This is a genomic window from Methylobacterium sp. 1A, assembly GCF_058072805.1.
The window spans coordinates 456792-479466 of record NZ_JBYQVE010000002.1 but is presented as its reverse complement, the minus strand read 5'-3'; the positions used below and the strand labels follow the sequence as shown (position 1 = coordinate 479466).

20 protein-coding genes are annotated in these 22675 nt (G+C 70.0%); 12 read left to right on the top strand and 8 right to left on the bottom strand.

Annotated features, from left to right (window positions below):
• The first annotated feature begins 137 nt into the window (after positions 1-137).
• Positions 138-1451, top strand: a complete 1314-nt coding sequence (locus ACX9MN_RS22450) for an OmpP1/FadL family transporter (protein WP_489725505.1) — start codon at positions 138-140, stop codon at positions 1449-1451.
• A gap of 181 nt (positions 1452-1632) precedes the next feature.
• Here ACX9MN_RS22450 and ACX9MN_RS22445 read toward each other — a convergent pair whose 3' ends face one another.
• Positions 1633-3414 carry a PHA/PHB synthase family protein gene (locus ACX9MN_RS22445; protein WP_489726344.1) on the bottom strand — a complete coding sequence of 594 codons (1782 nt, stop codon included), beginning with the start codon at positions 3412-3414 and terminating at the stop codon, positions 1633-1635.
• A 216-nt stretch (positions 3415-3630) separates the two neighbouring features.
• Between ACX9MN_RS22445 and ACX9MN_RS22440 the strand changes: the two genes are divergently transcribed.
• The 4 genes from ACX9MN_RS22440 (at position 3631) to ACX9MN_RS22425 (ending at position 6165) form a co-directional block, all read left to right on the top strand.
• Positions 3631-4017: a hypothetical protein gene (locus ACX9MN_RS22440; RefSeq protein ID WP_244492163.1), complete on the top strand. Its 387-nt coding sequence runs from the start codon at positions 3631-3633 to the stop codon at positions 4015-4017.
• Positions 4018-4127: 110 nt separating this feature from the next.
• A complete protein-coding gene (locus ACX9MN_RS22435; protein WP_489726343.1) occupies positions 4128-5345 on the top strand; it encodes an LL-diaminopimelate aminotransferase in 1218 nt (405 codons plus the stop codon).
• 134 nt (positions 5346-5479) lie between these two features.
• Entirely contained in the window at positions 5480-5692 is a 213-nt protein-coding gene (locus ACX9MN_RS22430; protein WP_020090818.1) for a hypothetical protein, read from the top strand.
• Positions 5693-5805: 113 nt separating this feature from the next.
• The gene (locus ACX9MN_RS22425) at positions 5806-6165 is read left to right on the top strand and encodes a hypothetical protein (RefSeq protein WP_020090817.1); all 360 of its coding nucleotides are present in this window, start codon (positions 5806-5808) and stop codon (positions 6163-6165) included.
• Positions 6166-6186: 21 nt separating this feature from the next.
• Here ACX9MN_RS22425 and ACX9MN_RS22420 read toward each other — a convergent pair whose 3' ends face one another.
• Positions 6187-6522: a DUF3140 domain-containing protein gene (locus tag ACX9MN_RS22420; protein ID WP_056531456.1), complete on the bottom strand. Its 336-nt coding sequence runs from the start codon at positions 6520-6522 to the stop codon at positions 6187-6189.
• Between the two features lie 280 nt (positions 6523-6802).
• Here ACX9MN_RS22420 and prfB point away from each other — a divergent pair.
• Positions 6803-7931 (top strand): peptide chain release factor 2 gene (gene prfB, locus ACX9MN_RS22415; RefSeq protein WP_106427873.1). Its coding sequence is split into 2 segments (ribosomal slippage): positions 6803-6871 and positions 6873-7931, totalling 1128 coding nucleotides; the frame shifts between segments, so codons are not numbered across the junction.
• A gap of 182 nt (positions 7932-8113) precedes the next feature.
• Here the strand turns inward: prfB and ACX9MN_RS22410 are convergent.
• The 6 genes from ACX9MN_RS22410 to ACX9MN_RS22385 form a co-directional block, all read right to left on the bottom strand.
• Entirely contained in the window at positions 8114-9715 is a 1602-nt protein-coding gene (locus ACX9MN_RS22410; protein ID WP_489725504.1) for a gamma-glutamyltransferase family protein, read from the bottom strand.
• 258 nt (positions 9716-9973) lie between these two features.
• Positions 9974-10897, bottom strand: a complete 924-nt coding sequence (locus ACX9MN_RS22405; RefSeq protein ID WP_489725503.1) for an ABC transporter ATP-binding protein — start codon at positions 10895-10897, stop codon at positions 9974-9976.
• Positions 10894-11922, bottom strand: a complete 1029-nt coding sequence (locus ACX9MN_RS22400; RefSeq protein ID WP_489725502.1) for an ABC transporter ATP-binding protein — start codon at positions 11920-11922, stop codon at positions 10894-10896. The genes ACX9MN_RS22405 and ACX9MN_RS22400 overlap by 4 nt, the downstream gene beginning before the upstream one ends.
• A complete protein-coding gene (locus ACX9MN_RS22395) occupies positions 11919-12848 on the bottom strand; it encodes an ABC transporter permease (RefSeq protein ID WP_056531468.1) in 930 nt (309 codons plus the stop codon). The genes ACX9MN_RS22400 and ACX9MN_RS22395 overlap by 4 nt, the downstream gene beginning before the upstream one ends.
• Positions 12845-13789 carry an ABC transporter permease gene (locus tag ACX9MN_RS22390; RefSeq protein ID WP_091676321.1) on the bottom strand — a complete coding sequence of 315 codons (945 nt, stop codon included), beginning with the start codon at positions 13787-13789 and terminating at the stop codon, positions 12845-12847. Before ACX9MN_RS22390 ends, ACX9MN_RS22395 begins: the two co-directional genes overlap by 4 nt.
• Positions 13789-15276 (bottom strand): ABC transporter substrate-binding protein, encoded by a 1488-nt coding sequence (locus ACX9MN_RS22385; protein WP_489725501.1) that lies wholly within the window; start codon positions 15274-15276, stop codon positions 13789-13791. The genes ACX9MN_RS22390 and ACX9MN_RS22385 overlap by 1 nt, the downstream gene beginning before the upstream one ends.
• A gap of 440 nt (positions 15277-15716) precedes the next feature.
• Between ACX9MN_RS22385 and ACX9MN_RS22380 the strand changes: the two genes are divergently transcribed.
• From ACX9MN_RS22380 to ACX9MN_RS22355, 6 genes are all read left to right on the top strand, one after another.
• Positions 15717-16208, top strand: coding sequence for a PilZ domain-containing protein (locus ACX9MN_RS22380; RefSeq protein ID WP_489725500.1), 492 nt, complete (start codon positions 15717-15719; stop codon positions 16206-16208).
• 112 nt (positions 16209-16320) lie between these two features.
• A complete protein-coding gene (locus ACX9MN_RS22375; protein ID WP_489725499.1) occupies positions 16321-16929 on the top strand; it encodes a HupE/UreJ family protein in 609 nt (202 codons plus the stop codon).
• A gap of 62 nt (positions 16930-16991) precedes the next feature.
• Positions 16992-17315 (top strand): winged helix-turn-helix domain-containing protein, encoded by a 324-nt coding sequence (locus ACX9MN_RS22370; protein WP_489726342.1) that lies wholly within the window; start codon positions 16992-16994, stop codon positions 17313-17315.
• A 121-nt stretch (positions 17316-17436) separates the two neighbouring features.
• Entirely contained in the window at positions 17437-18126 is a 690-nt protein-coding gene (locus tag ACX9MN_RS22365; RefSeq protein WP_056531477.1) for a hypothetical protein, read from the top strand.
• A gap of 384 nt (positions 18127-18510) precedes the next feature.
• Positions 18511-20160 (top strand): porin, encoded by a 1650-nt coding sequence (locus ACX9MN_RS22360; RefSeq protein WP_132368113.1) that lies wholly within the window; start codon positions 18511-18513, stop codon positions 20158-20160.
• Positions 20161-21033: 873 nt separating this feature from the next.
• Positions 21034-22629, top strand: a complete 1596-nt coding sequence (locus tag ACX9MN_RS22355; protein ID WP_489725498.1) for a porin — start codon at positions 21034-21036, stop codon at positions 22627-22629.
• Positions 22630-22675: the final 46 nt, after the last annotated feature.

The window sequence follows — 22675 nt, the reverse complement described above, 5'->3', positions numbered from 1 at the left end:
CTATTCCTCTCGGTGCCGAAAATGGTCGGGGTCATTGCGGTTCCGCACCCGAAACCGGCACCATGCATGGAAGGTCGCCGCATAACGGGTCTCGAACAATCGACGGCGCCCAGCAGAACGAAGGCTTGGGGGAAGAGATGGGCGGGACGGTTCGCGCTGCGATGCTGGCGGCGACGGCGGTGGTCCTCGGCGCCGGGCAGGTACAGGCGGGGGCGTTCGGGATCCGGGAGCAGAGCACCGAGGCCCAGGGGCTGGCCTTCGCGGGCGCGGCGTCGGGGTCGGGCGGCGTCTCGTCGATGTTCTGGAACCCCGCGACGATCACGATGAACCCGGGCTTCGTCGCGGAGCAGAACTTCACCTATATCGGCCTCTCCTCGACGATCCGTCCGGATGCCGGCACCAATCCGGGCTTCGCGCGGCTGGGCGGCTCCGGCGATATCGGCCAGGGCGCCGTCGTGCCGGCGGGCGCGACCTCGTACCAGCTGAACGACCGCCTGTGGCTCGGCCTCTCGACCGGCGCCCCCTTCGGCCTCGTCACCAAGCCGCGGGACGTGTGGGCCGGCGAGGTCTACGGACGCTCGTCGCGGATCTTCTCGCTGGCGATCAACCCGGTCATCGGCTTCAAGGTCAACGAGTGGCTCTCGATCGCGGCCGGCCCGAACATCGAGTATTTCCGCCTGACCCTGCGGCAGGCGCTGCCGATCCCCGGCATCCTGCCGACCTCGTATCCGAGCTCCTTCCTCAAGGGTGAGTCCTGGGGCGCGGGCTTCACCGCCGGCGCCACGCTCACGCCCCGCGACGGGACCGTGCTGGGTATCGGCTACTGCTCCTCGGTGCACTACGACATCGACGGTTCGATCGGCGTCCCGCTCGTCGCCCTGGCGCCGCTGGCCGGACAGGTCCGCGCCAAGCTGAACACGCCCGAGAAGCTGAGCGTCGGCCTGACCCAGGCGGTCTCGCCGGTGGCGCGGGTGAATCTCGGCTTCGAGTGGGACAACTGGTCGAGGCTCGGGACCATCGGCATCGTGTCGAAGACGATCGGCCTGCCGGTGAACAACCTGCCGCTCAACTACAAGGACGGGTTCACCTACGCGATCGGCGCCGAGTACGACGCGTCGCCGAACCTGACGCTGCGGACCGGCTTCGCCTACGAGACCTCGCCCATCGACTTCCGGAACCGCTCGGTGCGCCTGCCGGACGGCGACCGGTACAACGTCTCGGTCGGCGCCAGCTACCGCTGGAGCCAGCAGCTGACGCTGAACCTCGCCTACTCGCACTTCTTCCTGGACCGCTCGCGGATCCTCGCGGGCATCGGCCGCGACTACAACATCAGCAACATCGCCTTCGCGGGCGTGGTGGATTCCAGCGCCGACATCGTCTCGGTGGGCTTCCGCTACGTCTTCGGCGCGCCGCCGGCCCCGGCCCCGGCGCCGCTCGTGCGGAAGTACTGACGGGCAGCTCCGGTCGCGTCCGTCGCTGCCGCCGTCCTCGCGAGCGGAATGAGGCGATCCAGGGCATCGCCACGCCGACAGGTGTCGCGCTGCCCCGGGTCACGTCGCTCCGCTCGTGATGACCGGGCGGCTCCGTGATCGTCGCGGCCGTTCACCCATCGATCCGCGTGCGTCGCGCGCCTCAGGCGCGCATCCGCACGTATGTGCCGGGCGCGGGCCCTAAGGATTGCAGCGCGTCGCCGCCCGGCTGCCGAGCCGGCACCCGCTCCGGGGCCTGCGCCTCGATCCACTGGAACCAGTAGGGCCACCACGAGCCCTTGGTCTCGACCGCGGCCCTGATCCACTCCTCGAGCGTCCCCTTCACGGGGCCGCCGGTCCAGTAGCCGTATTTCGGCTTGGACGGCGGGTTGATCACGCCGGCGATGTGGCCGGAGCCGGCGAGGACAAAATCGACCTTCCCGCCGAAGACCTTCGAACCCTCGAAGACCGACAGCGCCGGCGCGATGTGGTCCTCGCGGGTCGCGAGGTTGAAGATCGGCACCTGGACCTTCCTGAGGTCGAGGCGGACGTTGCCGAGCACCATCCGCCCCTGCGCCAGCGTGTTGTCGAGGTAGCAGTTGCGCAGGTAGAACGAGTGGTTGGCCGCTGGCATCCGGGTGGCGTCGGAGTTCCAGTACAGCAGGTCGAAGGCCGAGGGTGCCTTGCCCTTGATGTAGTTGTTCACGACGTAGGGCCAGATCAGGTCGTTCGGCCGGAGCATGTTGAAGGCGTTCGCCATGCGGGCGCCCTCCAGGTAGCCCTGCTCGGCCATGCGCGCCTCGACCTGGCGGATCTGCTCCTCGTCGGCGAAGACCTTCAGGTCGCCCGCGTGGGTGAAGTCGACCTGCGTGGTGAGCAGCGTCGCGCTCTTGATCCGCCGGTTGCCGGTGGCCGCCTGCATGGCGAGCGTCACCGCGAGCAGCGTGCCGCCGACGCAGTAGCCCGCCGCCGTGACCTCGCTCTCACCGGTGGCGACGCCGATCGCGTCGATGGCCGCCTCGATCCCCTCGCGCATGTAGGACTCGAAGTCCTTGTCGGCGTGGCGGGAATCGGGATTGACCCAGGAGATGCAGAAGACCGTCAGGCCCTGGTCGACCATCCACTTCAGGAAGCTCTTCTGCGGATTGAGGTCGAGGATGTAGAACTTGTTGATCCAGGGCGGGACCATCAGGAACGGGCGCCGCAGCACGGTCTCGGTGGTGGGCGCGTACTGGATCAGCTCGATCAGGTCGTTGCGGAACACCACCTCGCCGGGGGTGACCGCCATGTTGCGCCCGACCTCGAACCCGCTCGGGTCGGTCTGGCGCACGCGCAGCTGCCCGCCGCCGGCCGCCAGATCCTCCTCGTACATCTTGAGGCCGCGGACGAGATTGGCGCCGTTCTCCTGCAGGGTGTGGCGGATCAGCTCCGGGTTGGTCGGCAGGAAGTTCGAGGGCGACAGCATGCTGGTCACTTGGCGCAGGTAGAACTGCGCCTTGTGACGCGTGTGCGCGTCGAGCCCCTCGGCCTCGTCGACGAGGCTCTCCGCCCAGCGGGTGGCGAGCAGGTAGGCCTGCTTGAGGAAGTCGAAATACGGGTTGGTCGTCCACTCGGCGTGGGCGAAGCGCGCGTCCCGGGGCTCGGGCAGCGCCACCGGATCGGCGGGCTGGCCCTGCAGGCGCAGGTAGGTCGAGCCCCAGAGCGACAGGAACGCCTGCGACAGGCGCGCCTGAGCCTCGGCGCTGCGGTTCGGATCGGCGAGCCAGGTCTCGGCCACCTGACCGAGCACCTTGGCCGCCTCGTTCATCTCGCTGCCGGGTGCGGCCGCCTGGCCCTCGGGCCCGAGGAGGCGGGCGGCGTTGCGCCCCATCGCCTCGACGAACTGACCGGCATTGCGGGAAATCGCCTCGAAATCCGGCATCGGGGCGACCGTGCCGTCCGGCATCGCGCCGTTCGAGACCGACTTCGGAGGGGCGGTCCGATCCGGCGCCTGCGGGCTCGTCAAACGTGCCTCCCTGTGCTTCATCTGTTGACCCGATGGCGCGGGCCTCGTTTCCGACAAAATAAGGAGCGAGCCAGAGTTTTCGCCAGCCCGGCTCAGGACGTCGCCGAAACATCCGGCCGATCTTTTCATACGCATGTGACGATGGATCGTGCCATTTTGAACCCCGCTATCCGCCCACATCGCGCCGGTCCGCTGCGCCGCCTGACGCGCGCGGCCGGCCTGGGCGTGCTGGTCGGCGCGCTCGGGGCCTGCTCGGGCGACGTCGTCCGCTCGCTGGCCTCCGATGCAGGCTACGGGCCGCGGGTCGTCGCGGCCCCGGATTTCGTCACGGACACCCGCAGCAAGGCGCAGCCCGACTTCATGCCGGTGGGCGTCGACGCGCCGAAGCGGCCGGTCCGGGCCAAGTCGGTCACGGGCCAGAAGGCCCTGGAGGCGGAGCTGGAGGGTGCCCGCGGCCGCAACGAGGCCCGGGGGCGGGCCGCCGAGAGCGCCGGGCGGGGCGCGGCCGCCACCGTCAAGCCGGCTCCGGCGGCGTCGCAGTAGCGGCCCTTTTTCAGGGTCGGCGGCGGCCCGCAACTCTGCTAGAGCACGTGGTTCGCCCGACCGGCCCAGACGAGAGACGCCGGATCCGGGACGCGCCGATGGACACGCCCATGACCGACTTCCACCGCATCAAGCGACTGCCGCCCTACGTCTTCGAGCAGGTCAACCGGATCAAGGCTGCCGCCCGCGCGCAGGGCGCCGACATCATCGATCTCGGCATGGGCAACCCGGATCTGGACGCCCCGAAGCACGTCATCGCCAAGCTGTGCGAGACGGCCGGGCGGCCGCGCACGGATCGCTACTCGGCCTCCAAGGGCATCGCCGGCCTTCGCAAGGCCCAGGCGGGCTATTACCAGCGGCGCTTCGGCGTGACCCTGAACCCCGACACCCAGGTGGTGGCGACCCTCGGGTCCAAGGAAGGGTTCGCCAACATGGCCCAGGCGATCACCGCGCCGGGCGACGTCGTGCTGGTGCCGAACCCGAGCTACCCGATCCACGCCTTCGGCTTCCTGATGGCCGGTGGCGTCATCCGCTCCGTGCCGGCCGAGCCGACGCCGGCGATGTTCCCCGCCCTGGAGCGGGCCATGCGCCACTCTATCCCGAAGCCGGTGGCGCTGGTCGTCTGCTACCCGTCGAACCCGACCGCCTACGTGGCGAGCCTCGACTTCTACCGCGACCTCGTGGCCTTCGCGAAGCAGCACGAGCTGATCCTGCTGTCGGACCTCGCCTACGCGGAAGTCTATTTCGACAACAACCCGCCGCCCTCGGTGCTGCAGGTGCCCGGCGCTATCGACTGCACGGTGGAGTTCACCTCGCTGTCGAAGACCTACTCGATGGCCGGCTGGCGGATGGGCTTCGCGGTGGGCAACGAGCGCCTGCTCGCGGCGCTCACCCGGGTGAAATCCTACCTCGATTACGGCGCCTTCACGCCGATTCAGGTCGCCGCGACGGCCGCCCTCAACGGCCCGGACGAATGCATCCACGAGATGCGCAGCATCTACAGGAAGCGTCGCGACGCGCTGGTGGAGTCCTTCGGCAAGGCCGGCTGGACCATCCCGTCGCCCGCCTCGTCGATGTTCGCCTGGGTGCCGATCCCCGAGCGGTACCGGGAACTGGGCAGCCTCGAATTCTCCAAGCTGCTCCTGGAGAAGTCCGACGTGGCGGTCGCGCCCGGCATCGGCTTCGGCGAGTTCGGCGACGAGTACGTCCGCATCGCGCTGGTGGAGAATGAGCAGCGCATTCGGCAGGCGGCGCGCAATATCCGCCGGTTCTTCGACGGCACCGACAAGACGCTGCACAACGTCCTGCCGATGGCCCGGACCGGCTAAGCCGGCCCGCGCAAATTGTTGCCGCGGGGCGACAGACGTCGTCAAAGGTGTCGGCGCCCCGCGCCGGCGCTTGTCAGCGCGGGGCGCGATGGCCAGGGTCAGGTGCGGGGGTCTTCCCGCGTCCCGAGTCTCGCATGCGCCGCCTGAACCTCATCGCCGCCCTGCTGCTCGCCGCCGCGGCCTCGGCCTGCGCGCCGAACCCGATCATCGCCCGGGACCCGATCCCTGCGCCAGGGCCGGCGGACGTGTACGCGTGCGACTCGAAGCCGTTGCCGGTCAACGCCTTCACGACCGATTGCCGCCCCGTCCCGGCGAGCCCGCAGGTCGTGCTGCGCGCGCGGGGCTGAACCCGCCCGGAATTTCGGTAACCGGTCGATTCGGACGGGCCGGACAAGCCGCCCGCGATCAGCTAGACTGTAGGCCAGATGCCGGCCAGCCCGGCCCCCTGACGGAGCATCGCGTGAGCACCAAGACCCTGATCGCCGCCGGATTGCTCGCCCTCCTGGCGGGGCAGGGCGCCTCGGCCTCTGACGCCGCCTACCCGCCGGCGCCCTACCAGCCCCGCGCCTTCGTGTTCACCGCCCCGAACGGCCCGACGGTCCTGCAGACCGAGGGCTGCTGCCAGGTGGTGGTGCCGCCGGGCCGGCCCGATCTCGCCCAGCCCGCCGTGCCGGTGGCCGAGGTGATGAACGGCGGCGGCTTCGGCTACACCGGGTTCGACTACTACAACGACCAGATCACCGAGGGGCGGTTCGGCGCGCGCAAGCGGCCGCGGGAGTACGTGATCGCTCCGTCCTACATCGTGCCGCCGCGCTACTGAGCCGCCGGGCGTTCCGGGGCCTCAATCTTTCTGCGGATCGTGGCCCCAGTTCATCAGCGACATCCGCCACGGGGAGTCGGGGTCCTTCCGGGCCTCGCCGCCCTGCTTGAGATGGCGGTGGACGTAGCCCACGACCTTGCGCATGGCGGCGTAGTCGTCGTCCGTCAGGTCGGCCTTCTTGGTGTCCTTGATCGCCAGGATCCGCCGGCCCATCTCGTGCCCGGTCGACTCGCCGCCGTCCTTCTTCTGGCCGACCTCCCGGCTCGCCGCGCTGTCGAGGTGCTTCCTCAGCGCCGCCGGCGTCATGTTGACGGCCTCGTTGAAGTCCTTCCACGTCGCCGCGTGATCGTCCGCCATCCGCCTGCCTCCCGGGCCGTGTCGCTCGTCCTCGACAACCCCGACAACGCGCCCGAGGCTCGCCGGCTCGCCGCCATCCCTGCGGTCGGGCGCCGCACGGGCGACGGGCGACGTGGCGGGCGACGTGGCGGGCGACGTGGCGGGCGACGTGGCGGGCGACGCGGCGGGCGACGTGGCGGGCGACGTGGCGGGGAAGCGTTTACAGGCCGGGTCCCGGGGGGTATCACCCCGACCCGACGAGCTTCCATTCTCTCCCCACACCCCATTCCCGAAAAGCCAGATGCGCGCCGAGATCGAGCAAGCCTCGGATGCCGCCAAGCAGTCTATAGGGCTGCTGAGGAGGCATCTTTGACTGGGATACAGTCGATAAACGCCTCGCGGAGCTGAACGCGGCTTCCGAGGACCCCGACCTCTGGAACGACGCCGAGGCCGCCCAGAAGGTCATGCGCGAGCGCCAGCAGCTCGACGAGGCCGTCACGGCGATCAAGAAGCTGGAGCGCGACCTCGAGGACGGCGCCACGCTGATCGAGCTCGGCGAGATGGAGGGTGACGAATCCTCGATCCGCGAGGGCGAGGCGGCGATCCTCGCCGTCGAGAAGGAGGCCGCGAGCCGGCAGGTCGAGACGCTTCTGTCGGGCGAGGCCGACGGCTTCGACACCTATCTCGAGGTCCATGCCGGGGCCGGCGGCACCGAGAGCCAGGACTGGGCCAACATGCTCCAGCGCATGTATGCCCGCTGGGCCGAGCGCCGGAAGTACAAGGTCGAGGTCGTCGAGATGACCGACGGCGAGGAGGCCGGGATCAAGGGCGCCACGCTCCTGATCAAGGGCCACAACGCCTACGGCTGGCTCAAGACCGAGTCCGGCGTGCACCGTCTGGTCCGGATCTCGCCCTACGATTCCAGCGCCCGGCGGCACACCAGCTTCGCCAGCGTCTGGGTCTATCCGGTGATCGACGACCGGATCGAGATCGAGATCAAGGAATCCGACTGCCGGATCGACACCTACCGGTCGTCCGGCGCCGGCGGCCAGCACGTCAACACCACCGACTCGGCGGTGCGCATCACCCACAACCCCACCGGGATCGTGGTCGCGTGCCAGCAGGAGCGCTCCCAGCACAAGAACCGGGCGACCGCCTGGAACATGCTGCGCGCCCGCCTGTACGAGCTGGAGCTGAAGAAGCGCGAGGAGAAGGCCAACGCCGAGGCCGCCGCCAAGACGGATATCGGCTGGGGCCACCAGATCCGGTCCTACGTGCTGCAGCCGTATCAGCTGGTGAAGGACCTGCGCACCGGCACCCAGTCCACTGATCCGGACGAGGTGCTCGACGGCGACCTCGACCCGTTCATGGAGGCCTCGCTCGCGCAGCGGGTCTACGGCGGCGGTGAGGCGGTCGAGGATATCGACTGAGGCGGCGTGAGCTGCCTCCCCGTCATCACGAGCGCAGCGAAGTGACCCAGGGCGGCGCGCGATCGATCAGCGTGGCGCGACCCTGGATCGCTTCGCTCCGCTCGCAATGACGGCGGTGCTGACAGAAGAGCGCCGTTGAGGCCAAAGGATGAGCGCCGGCGGCGCCCATCCTCCCACGCCTCTCAATACCCCAGCGCCGCCCCGTCCTTGCGCGGGTCCGAGCCGGCCGCCAGCGTGCCGGCCTTGCGGTCGATCCAGATGACCTGCCCCCCACCGAGCGGCAGCGGCGCGCGGATCGCCGGGTGGCCGCGCTCGACCAGCCCCGCCATCACGGCGTCGGAGATCCCGCCCTCGACCTCCAGGCTGCCGCCGTAGGCGAAGCTGCGCGGGGCATCGAGGGCCTCCTGCACGTCGAGGCCCCGGTCGAGGAGACCGGAGAGCAGCTCGACATGGCCCATGGCCTGGTAATGGCCGCCCATGACGCCGAACGGCGCGACGGCCTGCCCGTCCTTCATCAGCATGCCGGGGATGATCGTGTGCATCGGCCGCTTGCCCGGCCCGACGCTGTTCGGGTGGCCGCCCTCCGTGCGGAACGACAGGCCGCGGTTGTGCAGCAGCACGCCACTCTCGGGCGCCAGGATGCCGGAGCCGAAGCCCTGGAAGATCGAGTTGATCAGCGACAGCGCGTTGCCGTCCCGGTCGACCACGCAGAGGTAGACCGTGTCCTTGTGGGCGCGGCCCTCGGCCATCTCGCGGGCGATCTCGGGATAGATCTCCGGCTCGCGGGCCCGGCCCATGTCGATCGCCCCATGGGCGGCGGCCTTCCAGGCGTCGGAGAGCAGGTGCTCGACCGGCACGTTGGCGAGGGCCGCATCGCCGAACAGCACGTCGCGGTGATGGTAGCCCTGCTTGCACACCTCGGCGAAGAGGTGGAGCCGGTCGAGGTCGGAGAGCGCGCCGACATCGTAGTGCGACAGCACGTTCAGCATCATCAGCGCCGCCAGACCCTGGCCGGCGGGCGGGCACTCGTAGACGTCGTAGCCGCGGTAGCGGGTCGAGACCGGCACGACCACGTCGGGCCGCGCGGCGGCGAAGTCGTCCAGCGTGTGCAGGCCGCCGAGGGCGTTCAGCCGGCTCACCATGTCCTCGGCGACGGGGCCCTCGTAGAAGGCGCGCGCGCCCGCCTCGGCGATCGCCCGGAGCGTAGCCGCGAGCTTCGGCAAGCGGACGACGCTGCCGATCGCCGGCACCTCTCCGCCGGGCAGGTAGGTCGCGGCGGCGTGGGGATCGGCGGCGACGCGCTCGGCGCCGCGCAGCCAGTCCCAGCCGACCCGCTGCTGGACGATGAACCCGTCCTCCGCGTAGCGGATCGCCGGCTGGAGCAGCTCGCCCAGCGACCGGGTGCCGTGCTCGCGCACCAGCAGATCCCAGGCCGCGACCGCGCCCGGCACCGTCACGGCGTGGGGGGAGGTGGGCGTGATCGCGACGCCGTGCTCGGCGTACCAGTCGGGCGTCGCGGCGGCGGGCACGCGGCCCGAGCCGTCGAGGGCGATGGGCTTGGTGGCGCCCGCGGGGGCGTAGAGCGCGAAGCAGTCGCCGCCGATCCCGGTCATCAGCGGGTCGACCACGCACTGCACGGCCACCGCCGCGATACCGGCATCGACGGCGTTGCCGCCCGCGCGCAGCACCTCGATGGCGGCGAGCGTCGAGAGCGGGTGCGAGGTCGCGACCGCGGCGTTGGCGGCGTAGACCGGGGATCGGCCGGGGGCGGAGAAGTCTCTCACGGGATGTCCTGCTCTGCTGGGCGACTTAAAGAATCACCGCTTGATGCATATCGCCACCTCGGGATGAGGCGGTGACGGAGATGACGGCGCGGCCTCGTCCATGACGGATGGCTTCGTCGCCTCGTCTTTGCGAGCGCAGCGAAGCAATCCAGCCGCAACGCTGGGCAACCTCGCGCTGCCCTGGGTCACTTCGCTGCGCTCGTGATGACGGCGGAGGCCGGGCTGACCGGTTGTTCCGATCGAGGATCGCCTGGACGATCACGCGTGCTGCCCTCTCGGCAGCGCCACCCAGTGCCCCGGCGCCACCTCGGTGAGCGGCCCGTCGGGCGGCTGATCGTGGCCGGCGAGGTCCCGCGCGGCGAGGCGGGCGCGCTCCTCGGCCGGGTGCGGCACCGGCACCGCGGCGAGCAGACGGCGCGTGTAGGGGTGGCGCGGATCCTCGTAGAGCGCGTCGGCCTCGGCGAGCTCGACGATCCGCCCGCGCCAGAGCACCGCGACCCGGTGGCAGAGGTAGCGCACCATCCGCAGGTCGTGCGAGATGAACAGGTAGGACAGGCCCATCTCGTCCTGCAGGTCCTGCAGCAGGTTCACCACCTGCGCCTGGATCGAGACGTCGAGCGCCGCGATCGGCTCGTCGGCGACGATGAAGCTGGGCTTCAGGGCGATCGCCCTGGCGATGCAGATGCGCTGCCGCTGGCCGCCCGAGAACTGGTGCGGGTAGCGGCCCATGAAGCGCGGATCGAGCCCGACTCGCTGGAGCAGGGCCGCCACCGCCTCCCGCCGCTCCGGGCCGCGCATGTCCCGCCGATGCAGCTTGAACGCCTCCGCGACGTACTCGCCGGCGCTCATCCGCGGGTTGAGGGCCGCGTAGGGATCCTGGAACACGGTCTGGATCCGCGCGCGCATCTTGCGCATGGCGCCCGCCGAGAGCTTGGCGAGGTCGGTGCCCTCGAAGGCGATCGTGCCCGAGGTCGGCGGGTTGAGCATGGTCACGGCCCGGCCGATGGTGGATTTGCCGGAGCCGGACTCGCCCACGAGGCCCAGGGTCTCGCCGGGGCGGATGTCGAAGCTCACGCCCTCGACGGCGCGGAACACCGCGCCCTTGCCGCCCCACCAGGAGCGGAGGGGATAATGCTTGGACAGGTCGCGCACCGAGACGACCGGCTGCTGCGACGCGTTCATCGCGCGGCCTCCTCACCCAGGAGCTTCGGCAAGTCGTACCAGGCGGCGACGAGGTGGCCCGGAGCGGCGCCGGGCGCCTGCGCCAGGGGCGGCATCTCGGCCCGGCAGCGGGGCGTCGCGAAGGCGTTGCGCGGCGCGAACGGGTCGCCCGGCGGGAGATGGCGCATGTCCGGCGGCGCGCCCTCGATCTGGTGGAGGCGCCGCCGCCCGGCGCGGCCGCCGGAGAGATCCGGCAGGGACCGCAGCAGGCCGAGCGTGTAGGCGTTGCGGGGATCGGCGAAGATGTCGTCGACCGGGCCGCGCTCCAGGATCCGGCCGGCATACATCACCTGCACGGTGTCGCTGATGCCCGCCACCACACCGAGGTCGTGGGTGATCCAGATGATCGCCATGCCGAGCTCACGCTTCAGCTCCTGCACCAGGGTGACGATCTCGGCCTGGACGGTGACGTCGAGCGCCGTGGTCGCCTCGTCGGCGATGAGCAGCTTCGGCCGGCAACTCAGGCCGATCGCGATCATCACGCGCTGGCGCTGGCCGCCGGAGAACTCGTGCGGGTACTGGTCGAGGCGCGCGGCCGCGTTCGGGATGCGCACGAGGTCGAGCAGCTCCCGGGCCCGGGCGCGGGCCGCGCGGGCGTCGAGGCCGAGATGGATGCGCAGCGGCTCGACGATCTGCGCCGCCACGGTCATGCCGGGGTTGAGCGAGCTCATCGGGTCTTGGAACACGAAGCCGATCGCGCCGCCGCGGATCTTGCGCAGGTCCCGCTCCTTCAGGGCGAGGAGGTCGCGTCCCTCGAACAGCACCTGCCCGCCGGTGATGCGGCCGGGCGGGCGCGGGATCAGACCCAGCATGGCCAGCACGTGCACGCTCTTGCCGGAGCCGGACTCGCCGACGATCCCCAGCGTCTCGCCCTCGTGCAGTGTGTAGGACACGCCGTTGACCGCGTGGACCGCGCCGCCGTCGGTGTCGAAGGCGACCGCGAGGTCGCGGACGTCGAGGAGGGGCTTCGTCATCGCGGCCGTCATGTGCGCTGCCTCGGATCGAGGGCGTCCCGCAGGCCGTCGCCGAACAGGTTGAAGGCGAGTACCGCGAGGAAGATCGACAGGCCGGGCCAGATCGCCATCCAGGGCGCCTCGTCCATGAAGTTCTTGGCGGTGTTGAGCATCGCCCCCCAGGACGGCTCGGGCGGCTGCTGACCGAGGCCGAGGAACGACAGGCTCGCCTCCGCGATGATCGCGGCCGCGATGGTCAGCGTTGCCTGCACGAGGATCGCCGGGACGATGTTGGGCAAGATGTGGACCCGGGCGATCCGCCAGGGTGGGTTGCCCATGGCGCGCGCGGCCTCGACGAACTCCTCCGCCGCCACGGCGCGCACCTGCGCCCGGGTCAGCCGGATGAAGGTCGAGGTCGCCGAGAGGCCGATCGCGATCATCGCGTTGACGAGGCTCGGGCCCAGGAAGGCGGCGAGCGCGATCGCCAGGATCAGGAACGGGATCGCCAGCAGCGCGTCGGTGAGCCGGGAGATCGCGCCGTCGATCCAGCCACCCGCGTAGCCGGCGAGCAATCCCAGGGGCAGGCCGAGGGACACCGCCAGCGCCACTGAGACGAGGCCGGCGCCGAGCGAGGCCCGGGTGCCGAAGATGATCCGCGAGAGTACGTCGCGCCCGACCTCGTCGCCGCCGAACGGGTGCGCGAGGCTCGGGGGCCCGCGGACGTTGCCCCAGTCGGTGGCTGTCGGGTCGTAGGGAGCGATCCAGGGCGCGAACACCGCCATCAGCACCAGCAGGCCGACGATGACGAGGCCCACGACCGCGCTCCGGCGCGCGCGCAGGCGTCGCCAGAAGGCCGCGAGGGTGCCGGGCTCCTGGATGAGCCCGTTGGCGGGGGCGCCGGACGGGGCGGCCTCCAGGCCGACCGCCTCGGCGCGGGCGATCTCGCTGCCGGTGCTCATGCCCGCCTCAGCTTCGGGTTCACGGCCGCCGCGAGCAGGTCGGCGGCGAGGTTCAGGGCGATGTAGGTGGCGGCCGTGCAGATCACGACGCCCTGCACGGTGGCGAAGTCCCGGTTGAACACCGCATCGACCATCAGCTTGCCGAAGCCCGGCACGGAGAAGACCTGCTCGGTGAGCACCGCCCCCGACAGGAGCTGGCCGAATTCCAGCGCGCCGAGGGTGATGATCGGGATCGCGGCGTTGGGCAGCGCGTGCCGCAGGGTGACCCGCAGCGGCGAGACGCCCTTGGCGCGCGCGGTGCGGACGTAGTCGGAGCCGAGCACGCCGAGCATCGCCGCGCGGGTGTGGCGCATCATCACCGCCGCGATGGCGTTGCCGAGCACGAAGGCCGGCATCGCCATGGCGGCGAGGTTCTCCGACAGGCTCTCGAAGGGCGAGACGTAGCCCGAGGCCGGCAGCCAGCCGAGCTCCACCGAGAACAGCAGGATCAGCAGGATCCCGAGCCAGAAATTCGGCACCGACAGGCCCCAGAGGGCCACGCCGTTCGCGATCGTGTCGGCGGCCTGCCCGCGCTTGACCGCCGAGAGCACGCCCATCGGCACGCCGATGGCCAGCGCCACCAGCATGGCGAGGCAGGCGAGTTCGAGCGTCACCGGCAGCTTCTCGACGATCAGCTCGGAGACCGGCTTCTGCAGCCGGATCGACTCGCCGAGATCCCCCCGCAGCACGCCGCCGGCCCAGTAGGCGTAGCGCACCGGCAGGGGCTCATCGAGGTGGTATTTTTCCCGGATGAACGCGATCACCTGCGGATCACGCTCCTCGCCGGTGAGCGCCGTGGCGACGTCGCCCGGCAGCAATTGCTGCAGGGCGAAGATGATCATCGAGGCGAGGATCAGGGTCGGGACCGCCAGGGCAAGGCGCCGTGCGAGAAACCGCAGCATCAGTTCAGCTTCAGCCCGGTGAAGCGCACGAGCCCGTCCGGGTAGGGCACGAAGCCCGTGATCTTCTGGCTGTAGGCCCAGAGCAGCTTGCGGTGCAGGATGTAGATGCCCGGCCGGTCCTTCAGGACCTGATCGGCCAGGGCCTTCCAGGCGGCCTTGCGCTTAGCCGGATCCACCGTCCCGCGCTCCGCCTGGAGGGCCGCGTCGGCTTCCGGACTGCAGTACTTGGGATAGTTCAGCGCCGCCTTGCAGGCCAGGAAGCTGAACGTGTTGCCGTCCGGGTCCGAGCGGCCGCTCCAGGAATAGAGCTGCGCCTCGTAGTTGCCCTTGTCGGCGGCATCGAGCGCAGTCGTGAAGTCCACCGCCTGGATCTTCACGTCGAAGCCGGCCTCCTTGGTCATCGCCTGGATCACCTGGCCGACCTGCGGCGACTCGCTGTTGGCGTAGACGGTCAGCGTGATCTGCGGGTTCGGCTTCCCGGCCTCGGCCAGCAGCGCCTTGGCCTTGGCGACGTCCCGCTTCGGGATCGGGTACTCGGCGACGTAGTTCGGGTTCTTCGGGTTGACCCACTGGTTCCCGGCCAGGAACTCGCCGTTGTAGACCACCTGATTGATGGCGTTGCGGTCGATGGCCGCCTCGAACGCGGCGCGCACCTTCGGGTCGGACACCGGCGAACCGGCCTTGTGGGGGTTGAACAGGATCTCCTGGAAGCCGAGCTCGTAGGTTGAGTCGAGCTTCAGCTTGGCGTCACGCTTCACCTGCGCCACGTCGGTGGGGGCGAGGCGCTCCAAGAGGTCGAGCTGACCCGCGCGGAGGTTGGTGAGCCGCACGGTGGCGTCGGGGATCGGCCGGAACTCGATCCGCTGGATATGGATCGCGTCCTTGTTCCAGTAGTCGGGGAAGCGCTCGACCACGATCCGGTCCTGCGGCACCCGCTCGACGAACTTGTACGGACCGGCGCAGACCGGCGCGGAGGCGAACTTGTCGCCGAGCCGCTCGGCGGCCTTGGGCGAGACCATCATGCCGGCCCGGTCGGTGAACTGCGCCAGCAGCGGCGCGAACGGCTGCTTCAGGTTGATGCGGAAGGTCAGGTCGTCGACCACGTCCACGGAGTCGATCGGCGCGATCTCCGAGCGGCGCTGCGAGCCCGGCATCTTCATGTGCCGCTCGATCGAGTACTTGGCCGCCGCGGCGTCGAGCTTCTCGCCGTCGTGGAACAGCACGCCCGGACGCAGGTGCATGGTCAGCGCCTTCTCGTCGGGCGACAGCTCCCAGGAAGTCGCGAGCTGCGGCACCGGTTTCAGGTCCGGGCCGATATCCACAAGCTTGTCGCAGAGCGCGGCGAACACCATCCGGCTCGCGAAGGTCCGGGCGAGCGTCGGGTCGAGGGCGTCCGGATCCTCCATCATGCCGTAGCGCAGGGTCTGCGCGGCGGCGGGCCCGGTGAGGGCGAGCCCGGCGAGGAGACAGGCGGCGTAACGCAACATGAGACCGATCCGGGTGGAGGCGGGAGAAGCGGAGCGGACCGGCCGGTCCGTTCCGGAGGCGGCCGGCAGTGTTGCGCGGCCGTTTGGCATGCACAATCCCAGGCAGCATCCATGCCATACAATCAGGATGCATCTTTTATTCAATCCGCGCCGCGAGCCTCTGAGGCCGCCGTTTCGAGCCGGCCGGCGGCGTTCGATGACGGCGCGACCGCGCCAAGGTCGAGATCGGCCTGCGAACAGCTCCGTGAGCGCCGGATCTGAGGTGCGACTTAGATCGGGATAAGTCAAATTTTACGCATTGCTTGAACAGGCCAGAAGAAACTTCGGCCCCAGAAGGTCACCGATGTATTCTTTATGATGATGCGGGTGTGATGGTCCGGCGGCACATCGTCATGTTGCCCGCGTTGTGCTGGAACCAGCGGCGTCGCGATTTCTACGCCGTGACCGCCGACGTCTCGACCGAGGGCATCCGGTTCCGCTCCTCGTCGCTCCTGGTGCCGGGTGAGCATCTCACCTGCAGCATCCGCCATATCGGCACGCTCGAGGCCCGCATCGCCCGCGTGGCCGGTCAGGAGTTCGTTGTCTGTGTCCGCGGTGGACGCGCGACTCTCACTGACGTTGCCCGTCAGTTCGTGACGCTGGCAAAAGCCCAGGACCTGCAATCCGAACCGATCCGCGCGCACCGTCGGATCGTGCCGAAGCAGAAGATCGTCCAGATCACCACTTCATCGGGCGAGGCCCTCCAGGGACACGTCCTCAACGTTTCGGCCTCCGGCGTCGCCCTGCTCGTCGATCACGCGCTGGAGATCGGGGCGATGATCCGCGTCGGGCGAAAGACCGCCACCGTGATGCGCCACTTCACCCACGGTGTCGGGGCCGCCTTCTCGGAGCCGTTCGCGCCGTCCGCGGTCCACGAGGCGATGTCGCTCTGAGGGCCGCCCGCGGATCCGGGCGCTGCCGCGGTGCGGCGATCGTCGGCCACCGGCCCCTCGCAGAGGCGGCGGAAGGGCGCTACAACTTCGCGGGTCCAGCGAAGGATCACCGATGAAGCGACCGCTCTCCGCCCGTTCCGCCACATCCCTGGCGCTCCTGCCGGCTGCACTCGCCCTGCTGCCCCAGGCGGCCTTCGCCCATCCGGGGCACGGCACCGCGACGGGCGCGGAGGCGGGGTTCCTCCATCCGCTCCTGGGCGCCGACCATGTTCTCGCGATGGTCGCGGTCGGCCTCCTCGCCAGCCTGCGCGGCGGACGGGCGCTCTGGGCGCTGCCCCTGTCGTTCCTGGCGTTGATGAGCGTGGGGGCGGGGCTGGGCATGGCCGGCGCGGTGCTGCCGCATGTCGAGCTCGGGATCGCGCTGTCCATCGTCGTGTTCGGCCTCGCCGCCATCGTCGGCCTGCGCGCGCCGGTGGCCCTGCTGGCTGCCCTGGTCGGGGTCTTCGCGGTGTTCCACGGCTACGCCCACGGCGCCGAGATGCCCGAGACCGCCTCCGGCCTGTCCTTCGGCCTCGGGTTCCTCGCGGCCACCGCGCTCCTGCACGCCGCGGGGATCGGCCTCGGCGCCGCGGCGTCGCGGATCGGAGCGACGCGGGCCGCCCCGGCCCTCGGTGCCGGCCTCGCCGCGGCCGGTCTCGCGCTGCTGGCGCTCCCCGCCTGAGCGCCGTACCCGACCCGCTCCGGAACCCCGCCCGGGCCGCGGGCGCGGCGCCCCGGCTGAGCATCCGCATCGATCTCGGGCCGGGGCACCGCCTCGGCCCCGGCAAGGTGCGGCTCCTGGAGATGATCGCCGAGCACGGTTCCATCGCGGGCGCCGGCCGCGCGCTGGGCATGTCGTACCGCCGGGCCTGGCTGCTGGTCGAGGCGATGAACACCGGCTTCGGCCGCCCCGTGGTCGAGGCGCAGACCGGTGGCCGGGCCGGCGGGGGCGCGCGCCTCTCGGCCTTCGGCGCCGACGTGGTGCGGCGCTACCGGGCCGCCGAGGCGGCCGCGGAGGCTGCGGCCGCGCCGTTCCTGATCTGCCTGGGACAGGCCGGGGACGCGTAACCGGGCCGGGCACGGGCGCGAACCCGGATGCGATGTCACAGGCCCTCGTGGGCTGACGTTCCATCATCCCGCCCCACGTCCAGCCGGTCGCGACAATCCCGGCACCAGGAAGAGAACCCCCATGGCAAAACTCACGACGCTCGCCCTGATGGGGCTGCTTGCCGTCACCACCGGTGCGCAGGCGGCGCCGAAGGTCGAGCGCCTGCGCGGGACCGTCGAGGCGGTCGCGGGCGGCGGCTTCACGCTGAAGACACGGGACGGCGCGTCGGAGACCGTGGCGCTCGCCCCCGACGCCAAGGTTTCCTGGGTGGTCCCGTCGAGTCTCGACGCGATCAGGGACGGGGTCTTCATCGGCACGGCCACGAAGGGCGAGCCACCGGTGGCCCTGGAGGTGGTGCTGTTCCCCGAGGCGATGCGCGGCACCGGCGAGGGGCACTACGACTGGGACATGATCCCCGACCACACCGCGGGCGGGGCGCCGGTGCGGAGCGCCATGACCAACGGAACCGTGAAGGCGGACGTGCGCTCGACCGCTCCCGACGCGCCCCGCGTGAAGAGCGCGATGACCAACGGGACGGTCAAGGCGAGCCGCGGCGGGGCGGAGCGGACCCTCACGGTCGATTACGGTCAGGGCCAGTCGCTGCAGATCCTGGTGCCGCCACAGGCGCCGGTCGTCAGCTTCGAGCCCGCCAGCGCCGCGGCCGTAGCGCCCGGCGCCAAGGTCTTCGTGATCGCCGCGCGCGGGGACGACGGCCGCATCACGGCGCGGCGCGTCGCCGTCGGAAAGGACGGGCTGACGCCGCCCATGTGAGGCGCCCGTCTGGCGCCGGCGAATCGGCTGGGACGGCGTGAGCCGCCCGGTCCCGGGTCGGGGCCGGGCGAAAGGCTGCCCGTCGGCGCGGCAGCTCAGCCGCTCAGGACAGCATTCGTGCACATTCGGCGGACCGTCGCCGACTAAAGCGCCCCGAGAATGTTGCCAGGCCGCAACATCGCGCTGGAACTGCCAAGGCAGCCGCGAATCCTCGTTGCTCGCGGAAACCCGTTCGCACATGGTGATCGTGCACGGGGGCATCGCCAAGCGAGAGCCCGCAGGAGCCTGCCACCTAAGACGCAGGCCAAACCTACAGAACGTGCGGCTAGACCCGGATAACCGGGCAGGTCCGCATCATTGGGTCTCGAAGCTTTGGAGATGTCTATGAAGCTCTTGAAGAGCTCATTGCTCGGGTCTGCTGCTGCGTTCGCGGCGGTAGGCGCAGCCCACGCCGCCGACCTCCCGGTCAAGAAGGCGGTCCCGATCGAGTACGTCCGCGTCTGCGGCGCCTACGGCGCCGGCTTCTTCTACATCCCCGGCACCGACACCTGCCTGCGTCTCTCCGGCCGCGCCCGGTTCGAGGGCGGCTACATGACCAGCTACTCGCGTCAGGGTAGCAACGGCGACACGTCGGGCTACCAGGGCCGGATGCGCATCAACCTCGATGCCCGCACCCAGACCGCCTACGGCACCCTGCGCGCCTTCGTCCGCCTCGATGCCGGCTCCCGCACCGGCTACTCCGGCGTCGGCACCTCCGGCACCCAGCAGCGCATCGGCCAGGCCTTCCCGGGCCTCGGCATCGACCAGTTCGGCCGCGCCCAGCAGTTCGTCAACGTCGACAAGGCCTTCATCCAGTTCGCCGGCATGACCGCCGGTCGCGCCTCGTCGTTCTTCGACTTCTACGCCCACGACTTCGAGTTCGCCGGCGCCACGCTCGGCTCCGACATCGCCTCGACCAACCTGCTCGCCTACACGGCCACGCTCGGCAACGGCCTGTCCGCCACGATCTCGGCCGAAGACCCGGTCTTCCGCCGCAGCGTGATCTTCTCGCAGACCAACAACCCGGGCGGCGTGACGGTCAACGCCAACCTCGCCAACTTCGCGCAGTCTCAGTCGCCGGCCGAGGTGTTCATCGGCTACACCAACGGCGTGCCGACCCGGTACAGCTTCGTTGACGTGATCCAGCGCTCGCGCATGCCCGACTTCGTCGGCGCCCTGCGCCTCGACCAGGCCTGGGGCTCGGCTCAGGTCTCGGCCGCCGTCCACGAGCTGAACGTCGGCAACGTGGCCAACGGCGCCGGCACCGGCACCGGCTCGAACATCAGCATCCCGCACGCCAGCAACTCGTACGGCTGGGCGGTGCAGGGCGGCCTGAAGATCAACACGCCGTTCATCGCGCCGGGCGACGCCCTCTACCTGCAGGGCGCCTACGGCTCCGGTGCCCAGATGTACACCGGCTACTGCGCGTTCAGCGGCTGCTACTCGCAGAACCCGGCCACCATCCAGGGTCAGAAGTTCGCGCAGTACATCAACGACGCGACGCTCAACCCGTTCACGGGTCAGCTGGAGCAGTCGACGAGCTTCACCGCGACGGCCTCGTACCTCCACTACTGGTCGCCGGAGTGGCGCTCGGCCTTCTTCGGGTCGTACGGTGAGATGAGCTACGGCAGCGGCGCTCGTCTGGCCCAGGGCGCGGCCTTCGCGCTGGCGAACAACACCGGTGGCAACTCCTTCGGCGTGAACGGCGTCGGCGTGCCGGGCAGCCGGTTCTACCAGCTCAGCGAGGCGCTGCGCGACACCTACCAGTTCGTGGCGGGCGGCAGCATCATCTGGTCGCCGGTCAAGGACCTCGATATCGGTGTCGAGGGCTTCTACACCCAGATCGGCGTCAAGAACGGCCGCGTGATCGACCGCGACAAGAGCCCGACGGCCTACGCGAACGTCGCCGGCATCAACAACGGCACCTTCGTGCCGCGGACCACGACGGCGGACAGCGTCTCCACCTTCCGCTTCCGCGTCCAGCGCGACTTCTAAGCCACTCCACCGGCGCCGGGGCCTCGGCCTCCGCGCCGGTCCCCGTGCTTCAGGAACCTCAAGGCTCGGCTTCGGCCGGGCCTTTTTCGTTGTGCCGGGCCGCCCTGGATCCGTAACGCCTCCGGCCGCCAGCGCGCGGTCGGCCACGCGACCCGGTGCGTTCCGCGCCGCGATCCCGCCCGCTCTCGGCCGGTCCGTTGACCGACCCATGATAGGGTCCGGCGATGCGCCGCCCCGCGCGCAGGGCGCCGCCGGTGCGCGCCATCGTTCGTTCGGACCCGCTTTCCGGGCGCGCGCCGCGTCCATCGAGCCGGGCAAACGCCGCCGCGCCGTGCGAACGTGCCATCCCGCAAATGAGCCGAGCCTCCGGCCGACGCGTCGGACGGGCAGGACCCGCGCGTCGAATCGCTCGCCGGCGACCGCGTGCCGTTCGCGGGGCACCCAGGCGGTTCTGACTGCATCCGCCGCGCCTGTCCGGTCAGAGACGGCCCGCACGACAGCTCCGAGCTGACTTCCGGGCCATCGCCTCTCGATTGGTGCTGGTCGTTCGAACGAGCCGGTTTTAGCAATATTTCATCCGTCCGGATAACCTGATAATATATAGATATACTGAGTAATTATCTCCCATTTTGCATTATTAGATAACATTTTGTTGCGGACGCGCAACGTTCATCTGCAAGATTGAAGATAAATCTGAATCTTTGTTGCGCGCGGTGGGGCCTCTGCACATCGTCGCCGGGCAAATGGGCCTCAAAACCGCCGTGGCGAGCGAGAACAGGCCAATGATCTGCGAATAACTCGTGGATTATACTTGGTGTGTCCGGTCTTGCTCATCCGTTTGCGAGAATTGAGATTCAAATTTCGGAGACATCGATGACATTACTGAGATCATCGCTGCTGGCGACTGCCGCCGCGTTCGCGACAATGGGCGCTGCGCACGCCGCCGACCTGCCGGTCAAGAAGGCTGTCCCGGTCGAGTACGTCCGCGTCTGCGGCGCGTACGGCGCCGGCTTCTTCTACATCCCCGGCACCGACACCTGCCTGCGCATCTCGGGCCGCGCCCGGTACGAGGGCGGGTACATGACGGCGTCGACGCGGCAGGCCGGCACCAACGCCGGCGACAGCGCGGGCTATCAGGCGCGTCTGCGCATCAACCTCGATGCCCGCACGCAGACCGCTTACGGCACCCTGCGCGCCTTCGTCCGCCTCGATGCGGGATCCCGCACCGGCTACGCGCGCTCGGGGACGCAGGCGCGCATCGGGCAGGCCTACGACGCCACCGGCGTCGACCAGGCCGGGCATGCGCAGCAGTTCATGAACGTCGACAAGGCCTTCATCCAGTTCGCCGGCCTGACCGCCGGTCGCGCCTCGTCGTTCTTCGACTTCTACGCCCACGACTTCGAGATCTACGGCGCGACCGCGGGCTCGGACGTCTCCTCCACCAACCTCCTCGCCTACACGGTGACGGCCGGCGCCGGGCTGTCGGCCACGCTGTCGGTCGAGGACCCGGTCTTCCGGCGCAGCCCGATCTACGCGCCGGCCGGCACCGCGTCGCCGGTCAGCCCGGTCTTCGTCGGCTACTTCAGAGGTGCACCGATCGGTGTCAGCGGCGTCGACAGCATCCAGCGCGAGCGGCTGCCCGATGTCGTCGGCGTCCTGCGCGTCGATCAGAGCTGGGGCTCGGCGCAGCTCTCCGCCGCGGTTCACGAACTGAACGTCGGCAACATCGCGGCGACGCCCGCGGCGGGCGCCAATGTCAGCGTCGCGCACACCAGGAGCGTCGAGGGCTGGGCGGTGCAGGGCGGCCTGAAGATCAACGCCCCCTTCGTCGCGCCGGGGGACGCCCTCTATCTCCAGAGCGCCTACGCCGACGGCGCGCAGATGTATACGGGATACTGCGCCTTCACCGGCTGCTATACGCAGCTCAACAACGGCTTCCAGGGCCAGAAGATCTATCAGAGCTTCTCGGACGCGACGGTCAACCCCTTCACCGGACGGCTGCAGACGTCGCAATCCTTCTCGGCGGTCGCGTCGTTCCTGCATTACTGGACGCCGGAATGGCGCTCGGCGGTCTTCGGCGCCTACGGAGAGCAGGATTTCTCCCGCAACGCGCGCCTCGCCCAGGGCGCGCTCTACAACGTCCTGAGCTTCAACGGCGCCGCCAATCTCGGCTCCAACGCGGTCGGCGCGCCCGGAACCCGCTTCTACCAGTTGAGCCAAGCGCTGCGCGACACCTATCAGTTCGTCGCGGGCGGCAGCATCATCTGGTCGCCCGTGCGCGACCTCGATATCGGCGTCGAGGCCTTCTACACCCAGATCGGTGTGAAGCACGGTCGCGCGATCGACTCCGACAAGAGTCCCACCGCCTACGCGAACGTCGCCGGCATCAACAGCGGCACGTTCGTCCCGCGCACCGTGACGCAGGACTCGGTCTCGCAGGTCCGCTTCCGCGTCCAGCGCGACTTCTGATCGACGATCCCGGCGGCGGGGCCTCGGTCCCGTCGCCTGTCCCCGT